Annotated in this window: 12 protein-coding genes and 1 tRNA gene; 5 read left to right on the forward strand and 8 right to left on the reverse strand. The window is 33.6% G+C overall.

Features of this window, described 5'->3' with window-relative positions:
* Positions 1–108: 108 nt before the first annotated feature.
* Positions 109–633 carry a hypothetical protein gene (locus AC4FRF_RS00005; protein WP_491157392.1) on the forward strand — a complete coding sequence of 175 codons (525 nt, stop codon included), beginning with the start codon at positions 109–111 and terminating at the stop codon, positions 631–633.
* A gap of 848 nt (positions 634–1,481) precedes the next feature.
* Here the strand turns inward: AC4FRF_RS00005 and AC4FRF_RS00010 are convergent.
* Positions 1,482–1,628 carry a hypothetical protein gene (locus AC4FRF_RS00010; protein WP_491157393.1) on the reverse strand — a complete coding sequence of 49 codons (147 nt, stop codon included), beginning with the start codon at positions 1,626–1,628 and terminating at the stop codon, positions 1,482–1,484.
* 130 nt (positions 1,629–1,758) lie between these two features.
* On the opposite strand from AC4FRF_RS00010, the gene AC4FRF_RS00015 reads away from it, so the two are divergent.
* Entirely contained in the window at positions 1,759–2,067 is a 309-nt protein-coding gene (locus AC4FRF_RS00015) for a hypothetical protein (protein ID WP_491157394.1), read from the forward strand.
* Positions 2,068–2,176: 109 nt separating this feature from the next.
* On the opposite strand, the gene AC4FRF_RS00020 is transcribed toward AC4FRF_RS00015, so the two are convergent.
* Complete coding sequence (locus tag AC4FRF_RS00020; RefSeq protein ID WP_491157395.1) at positions 2,177–2,401, reverse strand: hypothetical protein; 225 nt, start codon at positions 2,399–2,401, stop codon at positions 2,177–2,179.
* Positions 2,402–2,517: 116 nt separating this feature from the next.
* Between AC4FRF_RS00020 and AC4FRF_RS00025 the strand changes: the two genes are divergently transcribed.
* The 3 genes from AC4FRF_RS00025 to AC4FRF_RS00035 all read left to right on the forward strand — a co-directional run bounded on the left by AC4FRF_RS00025 (position 2,518) and on the right by AC4FRF_RS00035 (position 5,486).
* Positions 2,518–3,696, forward strand: a complete 1,179-nt coding sequence (locus AC4FRF_RS00025; RefSeq protein WP_491157396.1) for a hypothetical protein — start codon at positions 2,518–2,520, stop codon at positions 3,694–3,696.
* Positions 3,697–3,868: 172 nt separating this feature from the next.
* Positions 3,869–4,882, forward strand: a complete 1,014-nt coding sequence (locus AC4FRF_RS00030) for a hypothetical protein (RefSeq protein WP_491157397.1) — start codon at positions 3,869–3,871, stop codon at positions 4,880–4,882.
* A gap of 530 nt (positions 4,883–5,412) precedes the next feature.
* Positions 5,413–5,486 (forward strand) — tRNA-Trp (locus AC4FRF_RS00035).
* 62 nt (positions 5,487–5,548) lie between these two features.
* Here the strand turns inward: AC4FRF_RS00035 and AC4FRF_RS00040 are convergent.
* The 6 genes from AC4FRF_RS00040 to AC4FRF_RS00065 all read right to left on the reverse strand — a co-directional run bounded on the left by AC4FRF_RS00040 (position 5,549) and on the right by AC4FRF_RS00065 (position 16,630).
* Positions 5,549–6,496, reverse strand: coding sequence for an alpha/beta hydrolase fold domain-containing protein (locus AC4FRF_RS00040; RefSeq protein WP_491157398.1), 948 nt, complete (start codon positions 6,494–6,496; stop codon positions 5,549–5,551).
* 237 nt (positions 6,497–6,733) lie between these two features.
* A complete protein-coding gene (locus AC4FRF_RS00045; protein ID WP_491157399.1) occupies positions 6,734–8,209 on the reverse strand; it encodes a right-handed parallel beta-helix repeat-containing protein in 1,476 nt (491 codons plus the stop codon).
* Between the two features lie 133 nt (positions 8,210–8,342).
* A complete protein-coding gene (locus AC4FRF_RS00050; RefSeq protein WP_491157400.1) occupies positions 8,343–9,914 on the reverse strand; it encodes a DUF5123 domain-containing protein in 1,572 nt (523 codons plus the stop codon).
* Positions 9,915–9,930: 16 nt separating this feature from the next.
* Positions 9,931–11,763 (reverse strand): RagB/SusD family nutrient uptake outer membrane protein, encoded by a 1,833-nt coding sequence (locus tag AC4FRF_RS00055; RefSeq protein WP_491157401.1) that lies wholly within the window; start codon positions 11,761–11,763, stop codon positions 9,931–9,933.
* A 17-nt stretch (positions 11,764–11,780) separates the two neighbouring features.
* Positions 11,781–15,320, reverse strand: coding sequence for a TonB-dependent receptor (locus AC4FRF_RS00060; RefSeq protein ID WP_491157402.1), 3,540 nt, complete (start codon positions 15,318–15,320; stop codon positions 11,781–11,783).
* A 170-nt stretch (positions 15,321–15,490) separates the two neighbouring features.
* Complete coding sequence (locus AC4FRF_RS00065) at positions 15,491–16,630, reverse strand: FecR family protein (RefSeq protein ID WP_491157403.1); 1,140 nt, start codon at positions 16,628–16,630, stop codon at positions 15,491–15,493.
* Between the last annotated feature and the right edge of the window lie 129 nt (positions 16,631–16,759).

A 16,759-nucleotide genomic window follows, 5' to 3' on the forward strand; every position in this document is an offset into this window, starting at 1 on the left:
AAAATCTGCTTTTTCATAAAACTATTTTATATATTTGTTTGAAACAAAAACGGAAGTTTTTTCACAGACTGACGTTACCAGCAAATTAACATATAACGAGTTGAAAATATGAAATTTGAATTAAATTTTGATGAAAATATTTATATAAAACAAATGGATTTGCTTCGTGATTTAGCATGGAAAGAAAAAATTGCATATTATAAAAACTCTCATTTTCTTGGTCTAACTTTATTAATAATCGGTTCTCTTATCACTTTTGACAGACCGAGCTTTTTTGGATTTGCATTTATACTTTTTGGATTAGGAATTTTAATCCCATTCATCTATTACTATTTTAAAATAAAATCATCATATAAAGGATTTGAAGAAGTTAAAACTAAAGAAATTGAAGCGTGCCGAAGCATAACTAATTTTACTTATGAATTTACTGAAGAAAGCTTAATTACAAAAGTTCAAGAAACAGAAAGAGTCTTTGAATGGAAAGAATTTAGAACGTATTTAATAAAAGAAGATAACTTGCTTATGATTACAAAAAAATACGAACCTTTAATCTTAGCAGAAGTAGAAGTTGGGGAAGAAAATTTTAAAAAAATATTAGATTTCGTTGAAAATAAAATTATTGTGAAGAAATAATCTGCTGGTAACACACGTCTTGCGCCATTTGCGAATTTAGTGGAATTACCGTTTTTTATCATATCTTCGTTTAGCCGAAAATACTCGTCTTCGTAAGTCGCAAACGGCGCAAGGTGCGAGAACGTTAGCTGTAATAGTAAAGGACAAGAATGCAACGACCAATATTCTACTTCGACAAATTAAAAATTTGGGACAAAGTTACAATGAGTTTGTATGTTCTCATTTCGATTGTTTTATGGTTTTATTTTGACAATTCAACTAGTAATAAAACACAACGAGACATCCTATTTTGGTATGCATTTGGGACACAATTCTTCTTTTATTTTTTCAATTACAAATCACTCCGAAATTTGTCAGTCTATTTTTTTTGGATTATAATCGGAGTAATACATCTATTTATTTATTATCAATTAAAGGACAATGGAATGTTGCAAAATGTTCGCGGACATTCAGCAACAGGACTAAGAAATACTATTATTTTACTTTTACTTTTTCAAGTTTTACGTTTTGTTAGTGCAAGGACTCAAGGACAAGAATTAGTCTGTCCTTCAAAGGGCAGCAGAACAGACCTATTTGACGAAAGACGAGTAACAGTAATTGACTTTATTTTATTTTTTGTTTATTGTGCGACAACTATTATTCTGTTATTTAATGACTAAACGAAAAATAACTACTACAGCTAACACGGGTTTTGCGTCAGGCGGGGTGACGTGCAAACTTGGAGCTTTGTGCTTTTATTCAAGTTCAGTGCTGGTTGACAGTTTTGTGCTCCGAAACCCGCCCGAACGCAAAGCCCGAAACCGTCAGACTGTGAAAAAACCTCGTTTTTTCTTCAAAATATCCCAATTTTAATAATCTCCCATCCAAATAAAGCCTTCCAGAGAGATATGTTCAACAAAGGCTTCAATAAAACGAACGGGATTGTCTAAACTAATCTTGTCTTCAAGACTGATAATTTGTAACTGTTGGCGGGAGATTCCTGAAATGTGTTGCATCCTTAAAAATACGAAAAATCTGCTTTTTCATAAAACTATTTTATATATTTGTTTGAAACAAAAACGGAAGTTTTTTCACAGACTGACGTTAGCGGTAATTGCTCGACAACAACTTTTATTAGAACCCAATTTGAAAAACAAAGCCGTTTACATATCAATAATCATAAGTTTGACTTGTTTGTTCTTTTTAGTTAAAGCTAATATAGAAATTGCCGGAATATATAAAAACGCTGATGGAAAAACCAAAGCATTGTTTGGAATAAGAGAACTGGGTTATTTTTACTCTAAATTTTTATATATAATTCCATTGTTATATTCTTTAGTGACAGCAATCTATTCAACAAAAAATGGAACAACAAAAGCTTCAAAGTTTGCAATTGGACTAGTATTATTTACCATTTTCATGATTTTTGTTGACATATGGAAGTGGTTAATATAGTTTACCGGAAAACGCAACTACCGCTAACAGCGGTTTCACGCAATGGCTCGTTCATCTTTCTTGGAAAATACTCAGGTAATTCAAATTTTGATTATCTTTCGAATATTTATTAAATCGCCGCCACTGCGTGAAGCCGCGGAACGTCAGGCTGTAAAAAACCTCGTTTTTTCTTTAAAATCTCCCCATTTTCATAATCTACAACCCAAATAAAGCCTTCCAGAGAGATATGTTCAACAAAGCCCTCCATAAAATGGACGGGATTGTCCGAAGCTATTTTGTCTTCCAGACTGCTAATTTGGAGCTGATAGCGCGAAATTCCTGTAATGTGTTCCATTCTTAAAAATACGAAAAATCTGCTTTTCTATGAAACTATTTTTTATATTTGTTTGAAACAAAAACGAAAGTTTTTTCACAGACTGACGTTACCTGCAAGCATAACTCAACTATACTATGAAACACCCTTTAAAATGTAAAGAATGTCATGACTACAGATATTTAAAAATATTTGGTGTTAGATGGGAAAAAGACAATAAATCTGTTGGAATTAATGTTCCATTCTATATTTGTCCTACTTGCGGAAGTAAAGATCCTTTACATCCTAAAGAATATTATGATGAACTTGTAGAAGAAGAATATGTAAAACTTAAAGAAGGTGAATTTACTACTATTGAATTCAAATACGAAGGCAAAGAATTTACTAGGTTCTCACATCTTGAGTTTGAATATTCATCTGAAGACTATTACTTAATTCCTGGATTGTATAGAGAATTTGATGAAGGATATCTTTGTCCGGTGTTTTTTGACAAAGATTTACTACTTTATTACAATAATCACCCTGATTATTCAGTAAAACTATATTCATTTTCATCTGGGAATATTTATCATAAAGGAAAATCAATGTTTAGATGGGGCTTTGGAATCAATAGAAATGGAAAAATATTTAAATGGTTAGGTGATTTAAATGAAGATTTCGAAAGCGAAGAAATGAAACCACATTTGAAAAGATTTCAAGCTAGTAATATTGAATCTGATCATGATATATATTCAAAGTTTTATTTAAGTCAAAATCCTTTTAGTCCGGAAGATGCATTTCAAGAATCGGATAATGAAGCTAAAATATTTATCTTAAAAGAAAAACTTGATGATTTATTTTATTCCTTATTTGGTTTCAAATTAACAAAAGTCATCGTAGATGACTTATTTGATTATTACAAACCTCCTATTCTAGAAGAAAAGGAACAAATTTTCAATGCTTATATAAGTCTAAATAAACTTATAGTTGAAAATATACAAACCGATCTTTTAAAAAATAAACTAATAGAAAATACATCTCTTAAAAAAGACGAAATCAAAAAATTTGGGAGTATCAAGACATTAGAAAATTTCTTATCACATGTTTTAAAAATTGAAAATGCTAGTGAAATTATCTCTCCAATTTATGTTTTAAGTGATTTAAGACAATTGCAAGGTCATTTAGCAGATAAAAGTTTTGAAGAAAAGTACACGTTCTGTAAACAAAGATTAGGATTAAAAGAAGAAGCAAGTCATTTCGATGTTTATGAAAAATTAGTAATTAATTTAATTAAACTATACAAAGAATTAATTGAAAGAATAAATGCCAGCAGGTAACAGTGGTTTTGCAAAATTTGGGCTTTAAGGCTTAATTTAAAGTTGGTTTTGTATTTGTAAACTTTGTCTTAAATTTATACTTTTGGGAAAACTCGTCCCAAACTTCGCAAAGCCATGGGACGTTAGCTACCACCCTAAAAAGACGACCAACAAACATTAAAGAAACTATTAAATGCCTAAAGTAATTATCATAGCAGATAGACAAGTTGAAAATATTTGCAGAGATGCAGTAACTTTTGCTAATACTTGCCAAAGTGATTTTGACTTCTACTTGACTCCTCAAATCAACTCTGACAATTCACCATTTTACAGACCGACCTTGGAAGTCTATGACGCTTTGAAATACCTTGAAGAAATCAAAAAGCAGTTTAAATACGAAAGCGAAGACCTTGTTTTGTGTTTCTATAACGGAACTTTGATGGCAACAAGCCATGGACTTTCAAATTTATTTTGTGCAGGCTCTCGATATGACGAAGAATATCCTTGCACAAGTGTCATTTCTTTAAAGTATTTGGGGTGGAACATTTTAGAAGAGAAATATAACTACGAAGTTCAAAAACATTCCATTTTACATTTAATTGTTTGTGGACTTATAGGTTCTTATACTCACTTAACAGCACATAACGATGTTGGATGTCTTTTAGATTTAAACCTGAGACTTACTTCATTTAACCTTAAACTTCAAAAAGGTTACTATTTATGTTCAAAGACCGAATATGGTTGTTATGATAAAATCAAGGACGAAAAATATGGCAACTCAATAATAAGGCTTTGCGAAAAATTCAAAAGCAATAACTATCAAACAATTGTAAACGAAATAATCATGGGAGACAAAATACAAGTTGGAAACATTACCAACAATACTGGACAAATAGCTATCGGGAAAAATATTACCATTTCCACTTCAAAAGATCACAGGAAAGATTTAGCGGATAAAATTGAAGAACTCATTAAAATCATTCGCCAAGAAAATATTCCAGAAGATAGTAAACAAACTATAATTACAAATTTCGATAAAGTAAGAGAAGAAATCCAAGACGAGGAAGAGCCTGACAAATCAAGAATAGCCAAATGGTTGACGAACACTAAAAAAGTTATTGAAAATGTCGTTTTGACACATGAAGCAAGTCAGGCAATAAATTGGATTTACACAGGACTTAATTTTATAGCTCAAAATTTAGGTTGACATGATTGACACAAAAGAAGGGCGAACAGCTAACAGCACATTTTCAATAGGCGGGGTTTCGTTCTCCGCAGACAGTTTTGTGGTAGCCGAAAGTTTGGTTCTCTGCACTGGCATTTGTGCTGAAAATCCCGCCCATCGCAAATCTGCCAAACGTCAGGCTGTGAAAAAACCTCGTTTTTTATTCAAATCTCCCATCCAAATAAAGCCTTTTTAGAAGGCTGTTTTTTTTGTACCAACGTCCAGAGGTTTTCAACAATTAGCTAGTTCCTCTACTATATCAATATTAAAGTTGGGATTGGTTGATTTTTATAGGCTTCTTAACTCCAATTTTGGTGTCGTTCTACTAACTTTTTTCTAATGACCAGGCTAAGACTAGACCGATACATCAATTCTTTCGTATGAATTAAAAAATCATTTTACTGACAACCAATTGGTTATAAAATACAACAAAAATTTATTCGTGATAGTAGGCTTTAGCGTTAGTTTTTTTGCCAAATAAGGCTATATTTGCGACCGCAAAACCTTTTACTACGGGCGTAGTTCAAGGGTAGAATAGCGGTCTCCAAAACCGTTGATGGGGGTTCGAATCCCTCCGCCCGTGCCAAAACAAATGAAAAAGCCGCAAGAAATATTTTCTGCGGCTTTGTTGTTTATGAAAATCAGCTTTTATTTAGGAAATACTTTCTTCAAAAAGCCATCGATGTATTGAATAGTAGGACTAAACCAAGGTTCGAATAAACAAAACGAATGTGGAGAATTTTCAAATTCATGCACTTCCGAATAGATTCCGTTTGCATCCAAAACTTTTCTAAAATCATCCCTGCCGGCATGCATTCGAGCTACAGAACTATTGATAAAAACAAAGGGCGGAGTTTGAGCACCTACATAACTTAAAGGTGAAGCGGCTTCCCAAAGTTTGGGTTGCTCTTTTTTAGAATAGCCAAACCAATAGGTTCCTGCCGAAATATTTTTGCTATCATCCCCTTCTCCTCCTTCAGGATGTACAAAGGATAAGGTTCCGTCAATATCAACAACCGCATTGACTTGAGATTGCGAATCGGAATTGGTTACTATACCCTCAAACAGCGGCATATTCCCGGTAGTTCCCATAAAGGCTGCTATTTCACCACCTGCAGAAAATCCGAGTGCTACAATCTGGTTCGGATTTACATTATACTTTGCCGCATTTATTCGAAGCCAACGTATAGCAGCTTTTATATCGTAAATAGCTGCCGGAAAAAGCGCTTCGGTCGATAGTCGGTACTCAGGAGTAAAACACACATACCCTAAACTAGCTAATTTTTGTGCCATCTGATGGTGTTGTTGCCTGTTACCGGAACGCCAACCTCCACCATGAATAATGATAATTGCTGTTTGTTTTTGCGTTGCATTTTTATCATAAAAAACATCCAATTTCATTTTGCGTTTGCCATAGCTACAATAGGTAATATTGTTTTTTTGCCTTACATTTTCAAAATGCATTTCAGGAACAATGGTAGTATTGGGAAAATATTTCAATGTTTTTTTAAAAGCACTATAGGTTGCATAGGACGTATCTCTTTGCTGTGTTAATCCCTTTAAATATTGCGCATTTAGAGATGATATGAATCCCATGAAACAACAAATAAATAGTGTTTTACACTTGATGCTACTATTTTGCATAAATCTAGTTCTTACAATGATTAATTTAATTCCTTTATATAAATTATGAGTCGTTTCAATTAATCAAAATTAATTTTCAAGTCCCATAGCAATTACTAACGAGGAAATAGAAAATTACGACTAAAACAAATATAAAAAAACATTAATAAACAGAGGCTTACTAATGTTTTAATTCAAAAAAAGATACAATTATTTTAATTCAAATGCTCCAATATCCGGTGCTGTACCTAAAAAAGGAATACCGTCAATTACCACTCCTTTATCAATCAAATCACTTGTAGATTTTAGTTTCATAAAAGTCACATCTGGCAAGCTTCCATCGGTTTTACGCGCTTGAATCAATAAACTGATATCTGTACTTTCAAAATCAGTAGCATCAGTTACAAGACCGTTTTGCCAGCCATTATTAGTCACATCCAAAACATCTGCCTTTACACTGCCGTAAGCTCCAATGGCGCAGGAATTTTTAATGGTTAATTTAGCCAAAGGATTGGTACTGCTGAAATTATAATTATTTCCGTTGCTATAAGCAGCACAATTGTATATTTCAACATTTCCCCTGTTGCTGTTATGATCAAAACCATCGGCTACATTCCCGGCGGCGATACAGTTCTTATAAATTCCGTTGTGTTTTAACAATTTATCATCGCTACCTCCGGTTTTAAATCCATTTCCATCACCGGCTCCTTTAGTTCCATTTTTAAGATAGCCATTTTTAATAGCCCAGCAATTGGTATAGGTAGTCGTAATATTATCGGTTCCTCTTAAATAACCATCCCATCCATCATCCAAATTTTGCCAAGCACGACAACCAATAAACTTATTCCCGGTTCCGGCAGTTAATTTACAAGCAAATCCATCGGCATTTTCAAGTGTAGAATCGGCATTAAAATAAGAATCACAATTAAGAATAGTGTTGTTAGACGCACCGTTATCTATTTGCAGTCCAGTATCTGAACATTCAGAAAAAGAACAAAATTCAATTACATTATTATTTCCTTTTAGCTCTATTCCATTGTCACCCGCTTTATAAATATCAATTGCTTTGATATGAATATAACTTCCGGCAACAATAATTCCTTGATTGGATGAATTTTCAGGCATGGATGAAAAATCCAGTTTGGCACGCGTGCCGTCCATTTGACCTAAAATGGTAATTTCGTTGCCTAAAGACCCAGAAGTGCTTAAGGTAATTTTAGCGTTCATTACATAAGTTCCTCCATTCAAATAGACCGTTTCTCCAGCCTTAACTTTAGACAAAGCAGTCAGTAATTCAGCCGCATTAGACACTGTATAATCGTATGTTGGGGTTATGGCAAATGAAGAAATAGTTATGGTTTTAGTAGCCTTAACTGTATTTTTATCTGAAGCCACAGCCGTAATAGTTAGGGTACCATTTTTAAGAGCGGTAACTAAACCCGTTGAAGAAACGGTAGCCACAGTATTATCTGATGAAGTCCAAACTAAGTTTTTAGAAGTGGCCTCGGCAGGTAAAACTGTTGCCGAAAGTTGCGTTGTGGTTCCGTTAGTGATATCAGCACCCGATAGTACAATTGAGGAAACATAAACAATTGTTTCAGTATCAGTATCTGTTGTTTCTGCATCACTCTTGGAACAAGAAAAAAGAGTAAAAGGAAGCAACACGAGTATTATTAAATATTTCATAGTTGATTTGTTTGATTATGTAAATAGCCTGCTTTTTTAACATTAAAAGAAATGTTAAATTCAAAACAGTTTTATAATTAAAGAGGCATGCACTTGGCACACCTCTTCATAAAAATATAGAATAGACAATTATTTATTTAATCCAACGTGGATCACCAATTACGTTATCTTTTAAAGTTTGATTACTGATGGTGAAATCTCCAGTTGCTGCATTTGTAAATCCTGGATCTGCAACAATGCCTCCTGTATCAATTTTATTACCAGAAATAGTACTATCCATAAAACTTGGAGCGTTAAAATAGTAATTACTAGTATAAATAGGCAAAGTTGTCGTAGACTGATTGGTATAAATTGCAGTCGTATTTGCGATTAAAGTATTTCTTACTGTTGAAGCATTACTATTAAAACGTACGTACAAGATTCTCTTTGGTGCGGATGTATCCGAAACTTTATAGAGTGTACAAGCATCTATTAAAACCGTTGTTGTCAAGCCAGTCCCTGAAAAACCATTTGTAGGTGCAACTGCATCAGCTCTCACAAAATCACGTCCTGTAGAACAAGTATCAAATGTAGAATTCTTTAAAGTAATGTTGGCTACATAAGTATTTCTAAAATCAATAAAGTCGGCACCTGCATTGGTATTTACATTTTTTACAATACTATTATCCACAGTAAATGAATTCACTTTGGAAGTTGCCGCATTTGCCGCAATTAGAGAACGCTCAAAATCGTGAATATAAGAACCTCGAATTAAAATATCTCCGTAATTAGAGCTTGCGCTTGAAATAGTAATAACACTTGCATTTGTAATTCCTGTACCGGTTAAATCTAAATCAATTAAACTTACATTTGATGTCCCGCTAGTTAAAGAAAAAGTAACATTTAACTTTGGCTTATCATAACTTAAATAGCCTTGTATTCTAATAGATTTTGCCAAAGTAATAGTTCCTGATTGCGATGTATAATCTCCAGGTTGTAAAATCAATGTCGAACCAGAAGGAGCGTCAGCAATTTTTTGCAACAAGTCATCTGTAGGATTCACTACTATTTTACTTGCAAGATCAACCCCACTCACAAAAGAAAGTATACCTCTAATTTTTGTCCCGTTATATAAGGTTGCTGTATATGAAGTTTCTCCAACCAATCCTGTTATAGTTGCCACTCCGGCCGCTTTTTCATCTGCAGTAATAGTATGTGTAATATTCCCCGGCATTAATACAATTTGAGTTACATTGCTTCCTGCTGTCCATCGTAAAGTTAGCTGTGTACCTACAATATCTCCATCAGCGATACTCTTAAAAATCTGTTCAGAAAGAGTTGTAGCAGTTATCAAAGACCATTTTGAATCTTCCAATCCTCCAGCACTAACAGCTTTTACTCTAATCGAATATTTGGTTTCTCCTTCAAGTGCAACTGTTACCGGTAATTCTGAAGCTAAGACATTAACCGTTTTATAAATTGTTGAAAAAGTTTCATCGTCAGCGCTAAATTCAACCACATAATGGTCTACATCGTTCTTTGTAGTCCAATTCAACTCAACATTGGTCTGATTTCTAACAATTGCTTTCAAATCTATTGGAGAGAAAGCCCTATCCACTAACAATTCATCTATTACATCCACATTGTAATTGTCACAACTAGCAAACGACAGTATTAAAAAAAGAGATGCTAACAGCCCTTTTACTATATATTTTATTTTGTTCATAATTTCGTCCATTTAATTAATTAACCCCATTATAGCCATAATCATTCACTAATTTACCATTACTAGCCGTAATGAAAACCTGCCAAATAGGCCAAAACTGTCTATCATCCGGATTAACACCTTCTTTGAACAAGTTAATCACTTTTGGTTTTGCCGCTTCATCATCAAACTTCGTCCATACGAAACTAGAATAATCGACACCAGGATTCACTGTTTCCCCTCTGTTTAGTCCATAAATATCAAGGGTTATACCATCTTCTTTATATTTGTAATACAAAGTTGTTGGCACATCGGCATATTCACCAACGCGGTCTTTAAAGTTGGTCATTTTGATTTTAGCCTGTTCTAAATTTGTTTTTAATAAATTCCAACGAATTAAAGCCTGTTTGCGTTCCATTTCACCTGTAAACTCATATTTATGTTCATTTACAATTGCGTTAAACATAGCTTCCTTAGTAGTCAAGGCATTTACATAGGCATCTACTTTTTCAGCCTGAACAGCAGGAGCAAAAGCTCTTTTACGAATTTCTTTTAAATAAGGCGCAGCAGCAGCAGGGCCTTCTAATTCGTTAGCTGTTTCAGCAGCAATTAAAAGCACCTCGGCATAACGCATATAAATTTTATTCACCCCATCATCATTAGTAGAAGTCACCCTTCTGGTCATCCATTCGTAACGGAATTTTCCAAAATACCAAGTATCTGATTTCACCAATTCCTGTTTGGCAATTTCATTCACAGGATTCCCCCATTTATAAGGCACACAGGTTACATCTCTACGGCTATCGGCCTGATCATAATCATAAAAAACCGTTGGAAGCGGTCCTGCTGAACCTCCTCTGGCACCTTGCGCCTGAAATTGATCTACTCCGGAATGTTTTACTGCAAAAGTAAATAGCATACGTCCACGACCAGAAGAAAATGGAATTTCCCAAAGTGATTCTCCTCCAGCTGTTACCACCTCAGCATTATACTTTTTCCATAAAGTTTCAAAAGAGGATTCTAAATGTGCCGTACCACTACTGATAACACTACGACATTCGTCTAATGCTAATTTATACATTTTTGCAACGGAAAGATCTGGATCAGTACTTCTGCGTACCGCATCTGGATACCTTTGAAAACCACTGGCAGCCATCGCTAAACGGGCACGAAATGCTTTAACAAATGCTTTATTTACCTGCTCTACCGATACAGTTCTTGATGATTCATTCGGCCAAGGCACTAAGGTTGCTGCTTCTTCCAAATCAGCAAGCAGTTGTTTGTAAACTACATCACGATTTGATTTGGCTAAATATAAAGTTTCTGTACTGATGGGCTCAAAACGCGCTACAACATCTCCAAAAGCCTTTAATAAATCGGCATAATAAATAGCTCTTAAAGTTAGCGCCTCTCCTAAAAGATACCCCAAATCTGTTCCCGGTTGTGGATTCCCATATAAACGCAATCCACGGATACAAATATTGGCTCTTTCGATTCCAGAATACATAATTCCCCAAGTACTCAAAGAATTTAGATTTGACCCTGGATCAATATTCATAACGGTATTCGTAGGAGTTGCAGCATAATTACTCAATTCAGCTCCAGCATCACCTGCTCCTAAATTAAGATTCCACTCCACATCGGTATTCAAACCATAATAAGGTAAAAAACGTCCTCTGTAAGAGTTCGTTTGTCCAAACTGATCTTTGATTCCATCGACAGCCCCTTTAGCTAAAGTTGCATCCGAAAAAATCACTGACTCATCCAAAGTGGATGTAGATTCTGTATCTAAAAAATCGGAATCCAATTCCTGACAGGAACTAAAAATTCCTGCAATAATTAATCCTGTAATTATTATATATTTTTTCATTTTGAAATGCTGTTTAATTAAAAATTAAGGTTTAATCCTAAAGTTAATTGTCTACTACGAGGAAATGCAGAATAATCTACCCCTGGAGTCAACGGTGTTTTACTTCTTGTTGAAACTTCAGGATCCGGTCCTGAATATTTAGTAATCACAAAAATATTGGTACCCGTTGCGTAAAATCTTAATTTCGCAATTCCCGTTTTAGAAATTAATTTTTCAGGAATTGTATAACCTACGGTAAGATTGTTCAATCTTAAAAAAGAACCATCTTCTACCGCCCAGTCACTAAAAACAAAATTCTTAGAGTAAGGTGACCACATGGTAGTATTAGCATTTAAAGCTTCCAACTCAGCAGGATCGGTTACTAAAGTTCCTGTAGCCGGATCTAAATTTGTCCATCTTTTTCCATCTGCCATTACTGTGCTTAAATTTCGGTATTGTCCATTATCATTAGAAGTGTTGAACTCCACTTTGTTAGCGTTATAGATATTATTCCCAACACTCCAGTTAAAAGCGGCTGAGAAATCAAATCCATAAGCATTCGCATTAATAGTCATCCCTCCAGTGTGTTTTGGCATAGCACTTCCAATAATTTTTCTGTCAGTAGCGGATATTTTATTGTCGGTTGAACCGTCTATGTTTTTTAACTTCATCATACCTGGTCTTAAAACACCTACGATAGCAGTTGCATCGGCAATACCTTCTTTTAAAGTATATTTTCCGGTAGCTGCATCGTAATTAAAATCAGAAACCTCATAACGACCATCGCTAACATAGCCATTCATCATACCTAAAGGCTGACCAATATTTACTATAAAATCATCGGCAATTTGAGTAGAAGCCCAACCTGTATTAGCTATATAATATGGTAAAGTTCCCAAAGAAGTTACTTTGTTTTTATTAACTCCAATATTAAAAGAGAAATTCAAACCATAATCTTTATGATCTAAAGCCACTAAATTTAAAGAAGCCTCAACTCCTCTATTTTGTGTGGAACCAAAATTTCTAAACTGAGATCCATAACCAGAACCTGGAACAGGAAATTCCAACAACAAATCTTTGGTTTTATTATTATACATCTCTAAAGCTCCTGTGATTTTTCCTCTAAACAAATCAAAATCAAGCCCTATATTTTGAGTAACCGTAGTTTCCCATTTCAAATCAGGATTTATCATTGTATTAGGTGCTGCCCAATAATTAGACACATCATTAACATAAGTAGTAGTTTTAGACTGAAACGTTTGAATCGTTTGACCGGAAGGGATATTATTATTCCCTGCCTCACCATAACTCACTCTCAATTTCAAAGCATTAACCCAGGAAACATTTTTCAAAAAGTTTTCTTCATTAATTTTCCAAGCCACAGCTGCTGAAGGGAAATAGCCCCAACGGTTATTTCCTAAAAACTTACTGGAACCATCCATACGATAAGTAGCCGTAAACAAATAACGATCTAGTATATCATAATTTACACGACCAAAAAAAGACAACAATTTATCATCAGGACTGTAATAATTATCGACTGTTAAAGGTGTACCCTGAGAAGTTAAATTTTTAGCTCTTTCAAAATCAAAAGTTTTTGGAAAACCTTGAATTTCACTAGTTACTTCATTAGTATGGGACACTATCATTTCCTCTCCTAAAAGAAGTTTTAATCTATGATTCTCTCCTATCAGGTCTTTAAAATCATAATTTAAAGTATTGGCATTTCTAAAACGTACTCTTTTTTCGTCACTCATCACCAAAGAAGGTAGTCCTTGATTTTCGGCAGACGGTCTGTTATTAGCATAATAAGTAGAACGACCGTAAAAACGATAATCCAGATAATTGTAATTATCCAATCCTAAATCTGATTTAAGCTGAAAATTTTTAAATGTTTTCCAGGCAAAACTTCCTAACATATTGAAATTTTTTCTCAATTGTAAACGCTGATTATCATCCACAGCTACAAAAGGGTTTACCAGATAACTCGATAAAGCTTCATCAGTATTATCCGTAGTTAAACCCGGTAATGGTATTGGAGAGTATCCCACACTATGACGCAAACGAGCATCGGCTGCAGAAACTTCATTTTGCTCATTAGTACCTCCACCATTAATTTGCGTATCCGAATAACGGAAAGTATAATTTAAATCTACTTTATCTCCAGCTTTTGCTTTTAATGCCAAAGAGATGTTATTTCTTTTAAAATTAGAACCCAACATGATGGTCTTTTCATCATAATGCGCATAATTGAAATTGAAATTAACTTTATCCGAACCTCCTCTAATCCCTAAATCGCGGCTTTGTACTTCTCCAGTGCGACCATAAATTTGTTTTTGCCAGTTGTTTCCTTTTAAACCTTTGTATAGATCATAATCTTGCCATGATCCAAAATATTTTTCATAAGAACTCACATCGCTTTTGGCTAATAAAGCATATTCATATTGCCATTTCACATAATCTTCCGGATTTAAAACATCAATAGTTTTAGCTAGATTTTTAATTCCATAAAATGTATTAAAACTTGCCGTGATTTTCCCATCTTTACCTGATTTAGTAGTTACGATAATAACTCCATTAGCTCCTCTTGAACCATAAATAGCTGTAGAAGAAGCATCTTTTAAAACTGTAATATTCTCAATATCAGAAGGTGAAATATCATTGATACTATTTACAGGAAATCCATCTACAATTATTAATGGTGAAGCATCCTGAGTTAAAGATCCACCACCACGAACTCTAATTTTAATATCAGCATCTGGTGAGCCCTCTGCTGAAGCTACCTGTACCCCGGCCAAACGTCCCGTTAAAGTTTCGGCTACATTTGAAATAGGTTGTTTTCTCAAATCGTCTCCTGAAATTGAAACCACTGAACCCGTTAAATCTTTCTTTTTCGTTGTGCCGTAACCAATTACAACAACTTCATTCAGTTTAGCACTTTCGTCTTTTAAAACAACATTCAATGTTTTACTGCCTCCAACAATTTTAGTAAATGTTTCATAACCAATAAATGAAAACACTAATTCACTATTTGCACTATTTACCTTTATCGAATATTTTCCATCAAAATCAGTTTGTACTCCATTTTTAGTTCCTTTCTCAATAATATTTACCCCTGGAATAGGCATATTACTGGCATCGGTAACAACTCCTGTCACCTGAATACCTTGTTCAACTTTTTTTGGGTCTTCGGCAACTGATTCCTTATTGAGGATTTCTTTATTTTTTGTCAATATAATTTGGCGATCGTTGACATTATAAGACACATTAGTCCCTTTAAACAAAACATTTAAAATATCAACAATCTTTTGCTTTTCAACATTGAGGTTTATTTTTCTACTAAGATCAATTTGACTGCTTTCAAACAGAAATCGATATTCAGAAACAGATTCAATTTTGTTGAAAACTTGCTCAACTGTTGCACCTCTAAAATTCAATGACAATTTAGTATTTTGAGAATAACTACTCGCTTGGATTTTTACCAAAGAGACTATCAATAATAGCGTGGTTAATTTCATCTTTAGGCTTATTTTAGGCAAATACGGACTGAGCCATCTCCCGTTAATTATTTTTTTCATACTTTTAGTTCGTTTTAAAATGATTTGATTTCGATACGTCGTTTGAAACACATTACTAAATCGGGAAATACTGGTACTATTTTCCGATTTTTTTTCATGTCCTTCTTCTTAAAAAAATTACACTATTACCTCATATATTGCTGGCTTTTTAAATTAGTTAAAAAAAATAGTTAGTTTATTGTTATTTGTTTTCCTTCTTTTTTAAAGGTAAAACTTTGTATTTTACTCATTGCTGTTAATACATCATCAATGTTTTCAATGTTTTTATTAAAACTTCCATTGAATTTTTTCTCTAATAGTTCTTTCTTATTGTTTTGAATTGTTACATTATAAGAACGTTCTAGTTTTATAATAATATCTTTGAAAGCTGTTTTTCTAAAAACAAGTTCACCTGTCATCCATTCTGTGTAAATTCGGGTATCTACTTTCTCAACTCCTATCGAATTTTCATTATTATTCCAAGTTCCTTTTTCACCAGGAACAAGCATTGTTTTTTCATTTGGCTTAGCTGTACTTGATAAACTAACTGAACCTTCCACTAATACTGTATTAATATCAGCATCTTCTTTATAGGAGCTTACATTGAATTTTGTACCCAAAACTTTGACATCTACTCCTCTTGTTTTAACAATAAACGGATGAGCTTTGTCTTTTGTCACTTCAAAAAAAGCTTCTCCCTCTAATGACACCTCTCTATTATGACCTTTAATAAATTGAACCGGATATTTCAAAGAAGAACCTGCATTCATACTCACTACAGTTCCATCTGATAATGTAACGGTAAAGGTTTTACCATAAGGAATCTTAATTTCGTTATAAACCAATTTATCCATTGATTTTTCGGCACTATAACTAATCTTGTTTTCTTTTTGAGAAACCACAACTCCTCCGTCTTTTTTAATAATTTGTTGTTCCCCATTTGGGCTTAAAACCTGAATATCTCCATTTTCTAAAACCAATTGAATAGCATCATCAGGAATATCCACTGTTGTTTGCTTATTGGTTCTAAATTGAAAAACATAAACCAAACCTAACAAACACAGCAAAATGGCTGCATACTGAAAAACAGTTCTCCAATTAATCACCACCGATTCCTTCTTGGGATTAATTCTTTCTTTTAATTCTTCCCAGTTTTTATCAGCGTCCATTGATTCTGCATACAACAATGCTTTATCAAGTAATTGATTCTTTTCAAGCTCTTTAATTAATTCCTGCTCTTCCTGAGACAACAATTTTAGCTTAGAAGTGTCAACACTTCCATTATTTACTATTTCCTTTAGGATATTAACCAAATTGGGATTTGAATTCATATATATAATTGTATGTTAATTTTATGTTCAGAAAATTTTACTTTAGGGTGACAAGATTATAAAAAAAAATATTTTTTTTTATACATACCTTAAAAAAACAAACTTTTTATTTTATATTTGATACAATGT

Source organism: Flavobacterium sp. ST-158, from assembly GCF_058309975.1.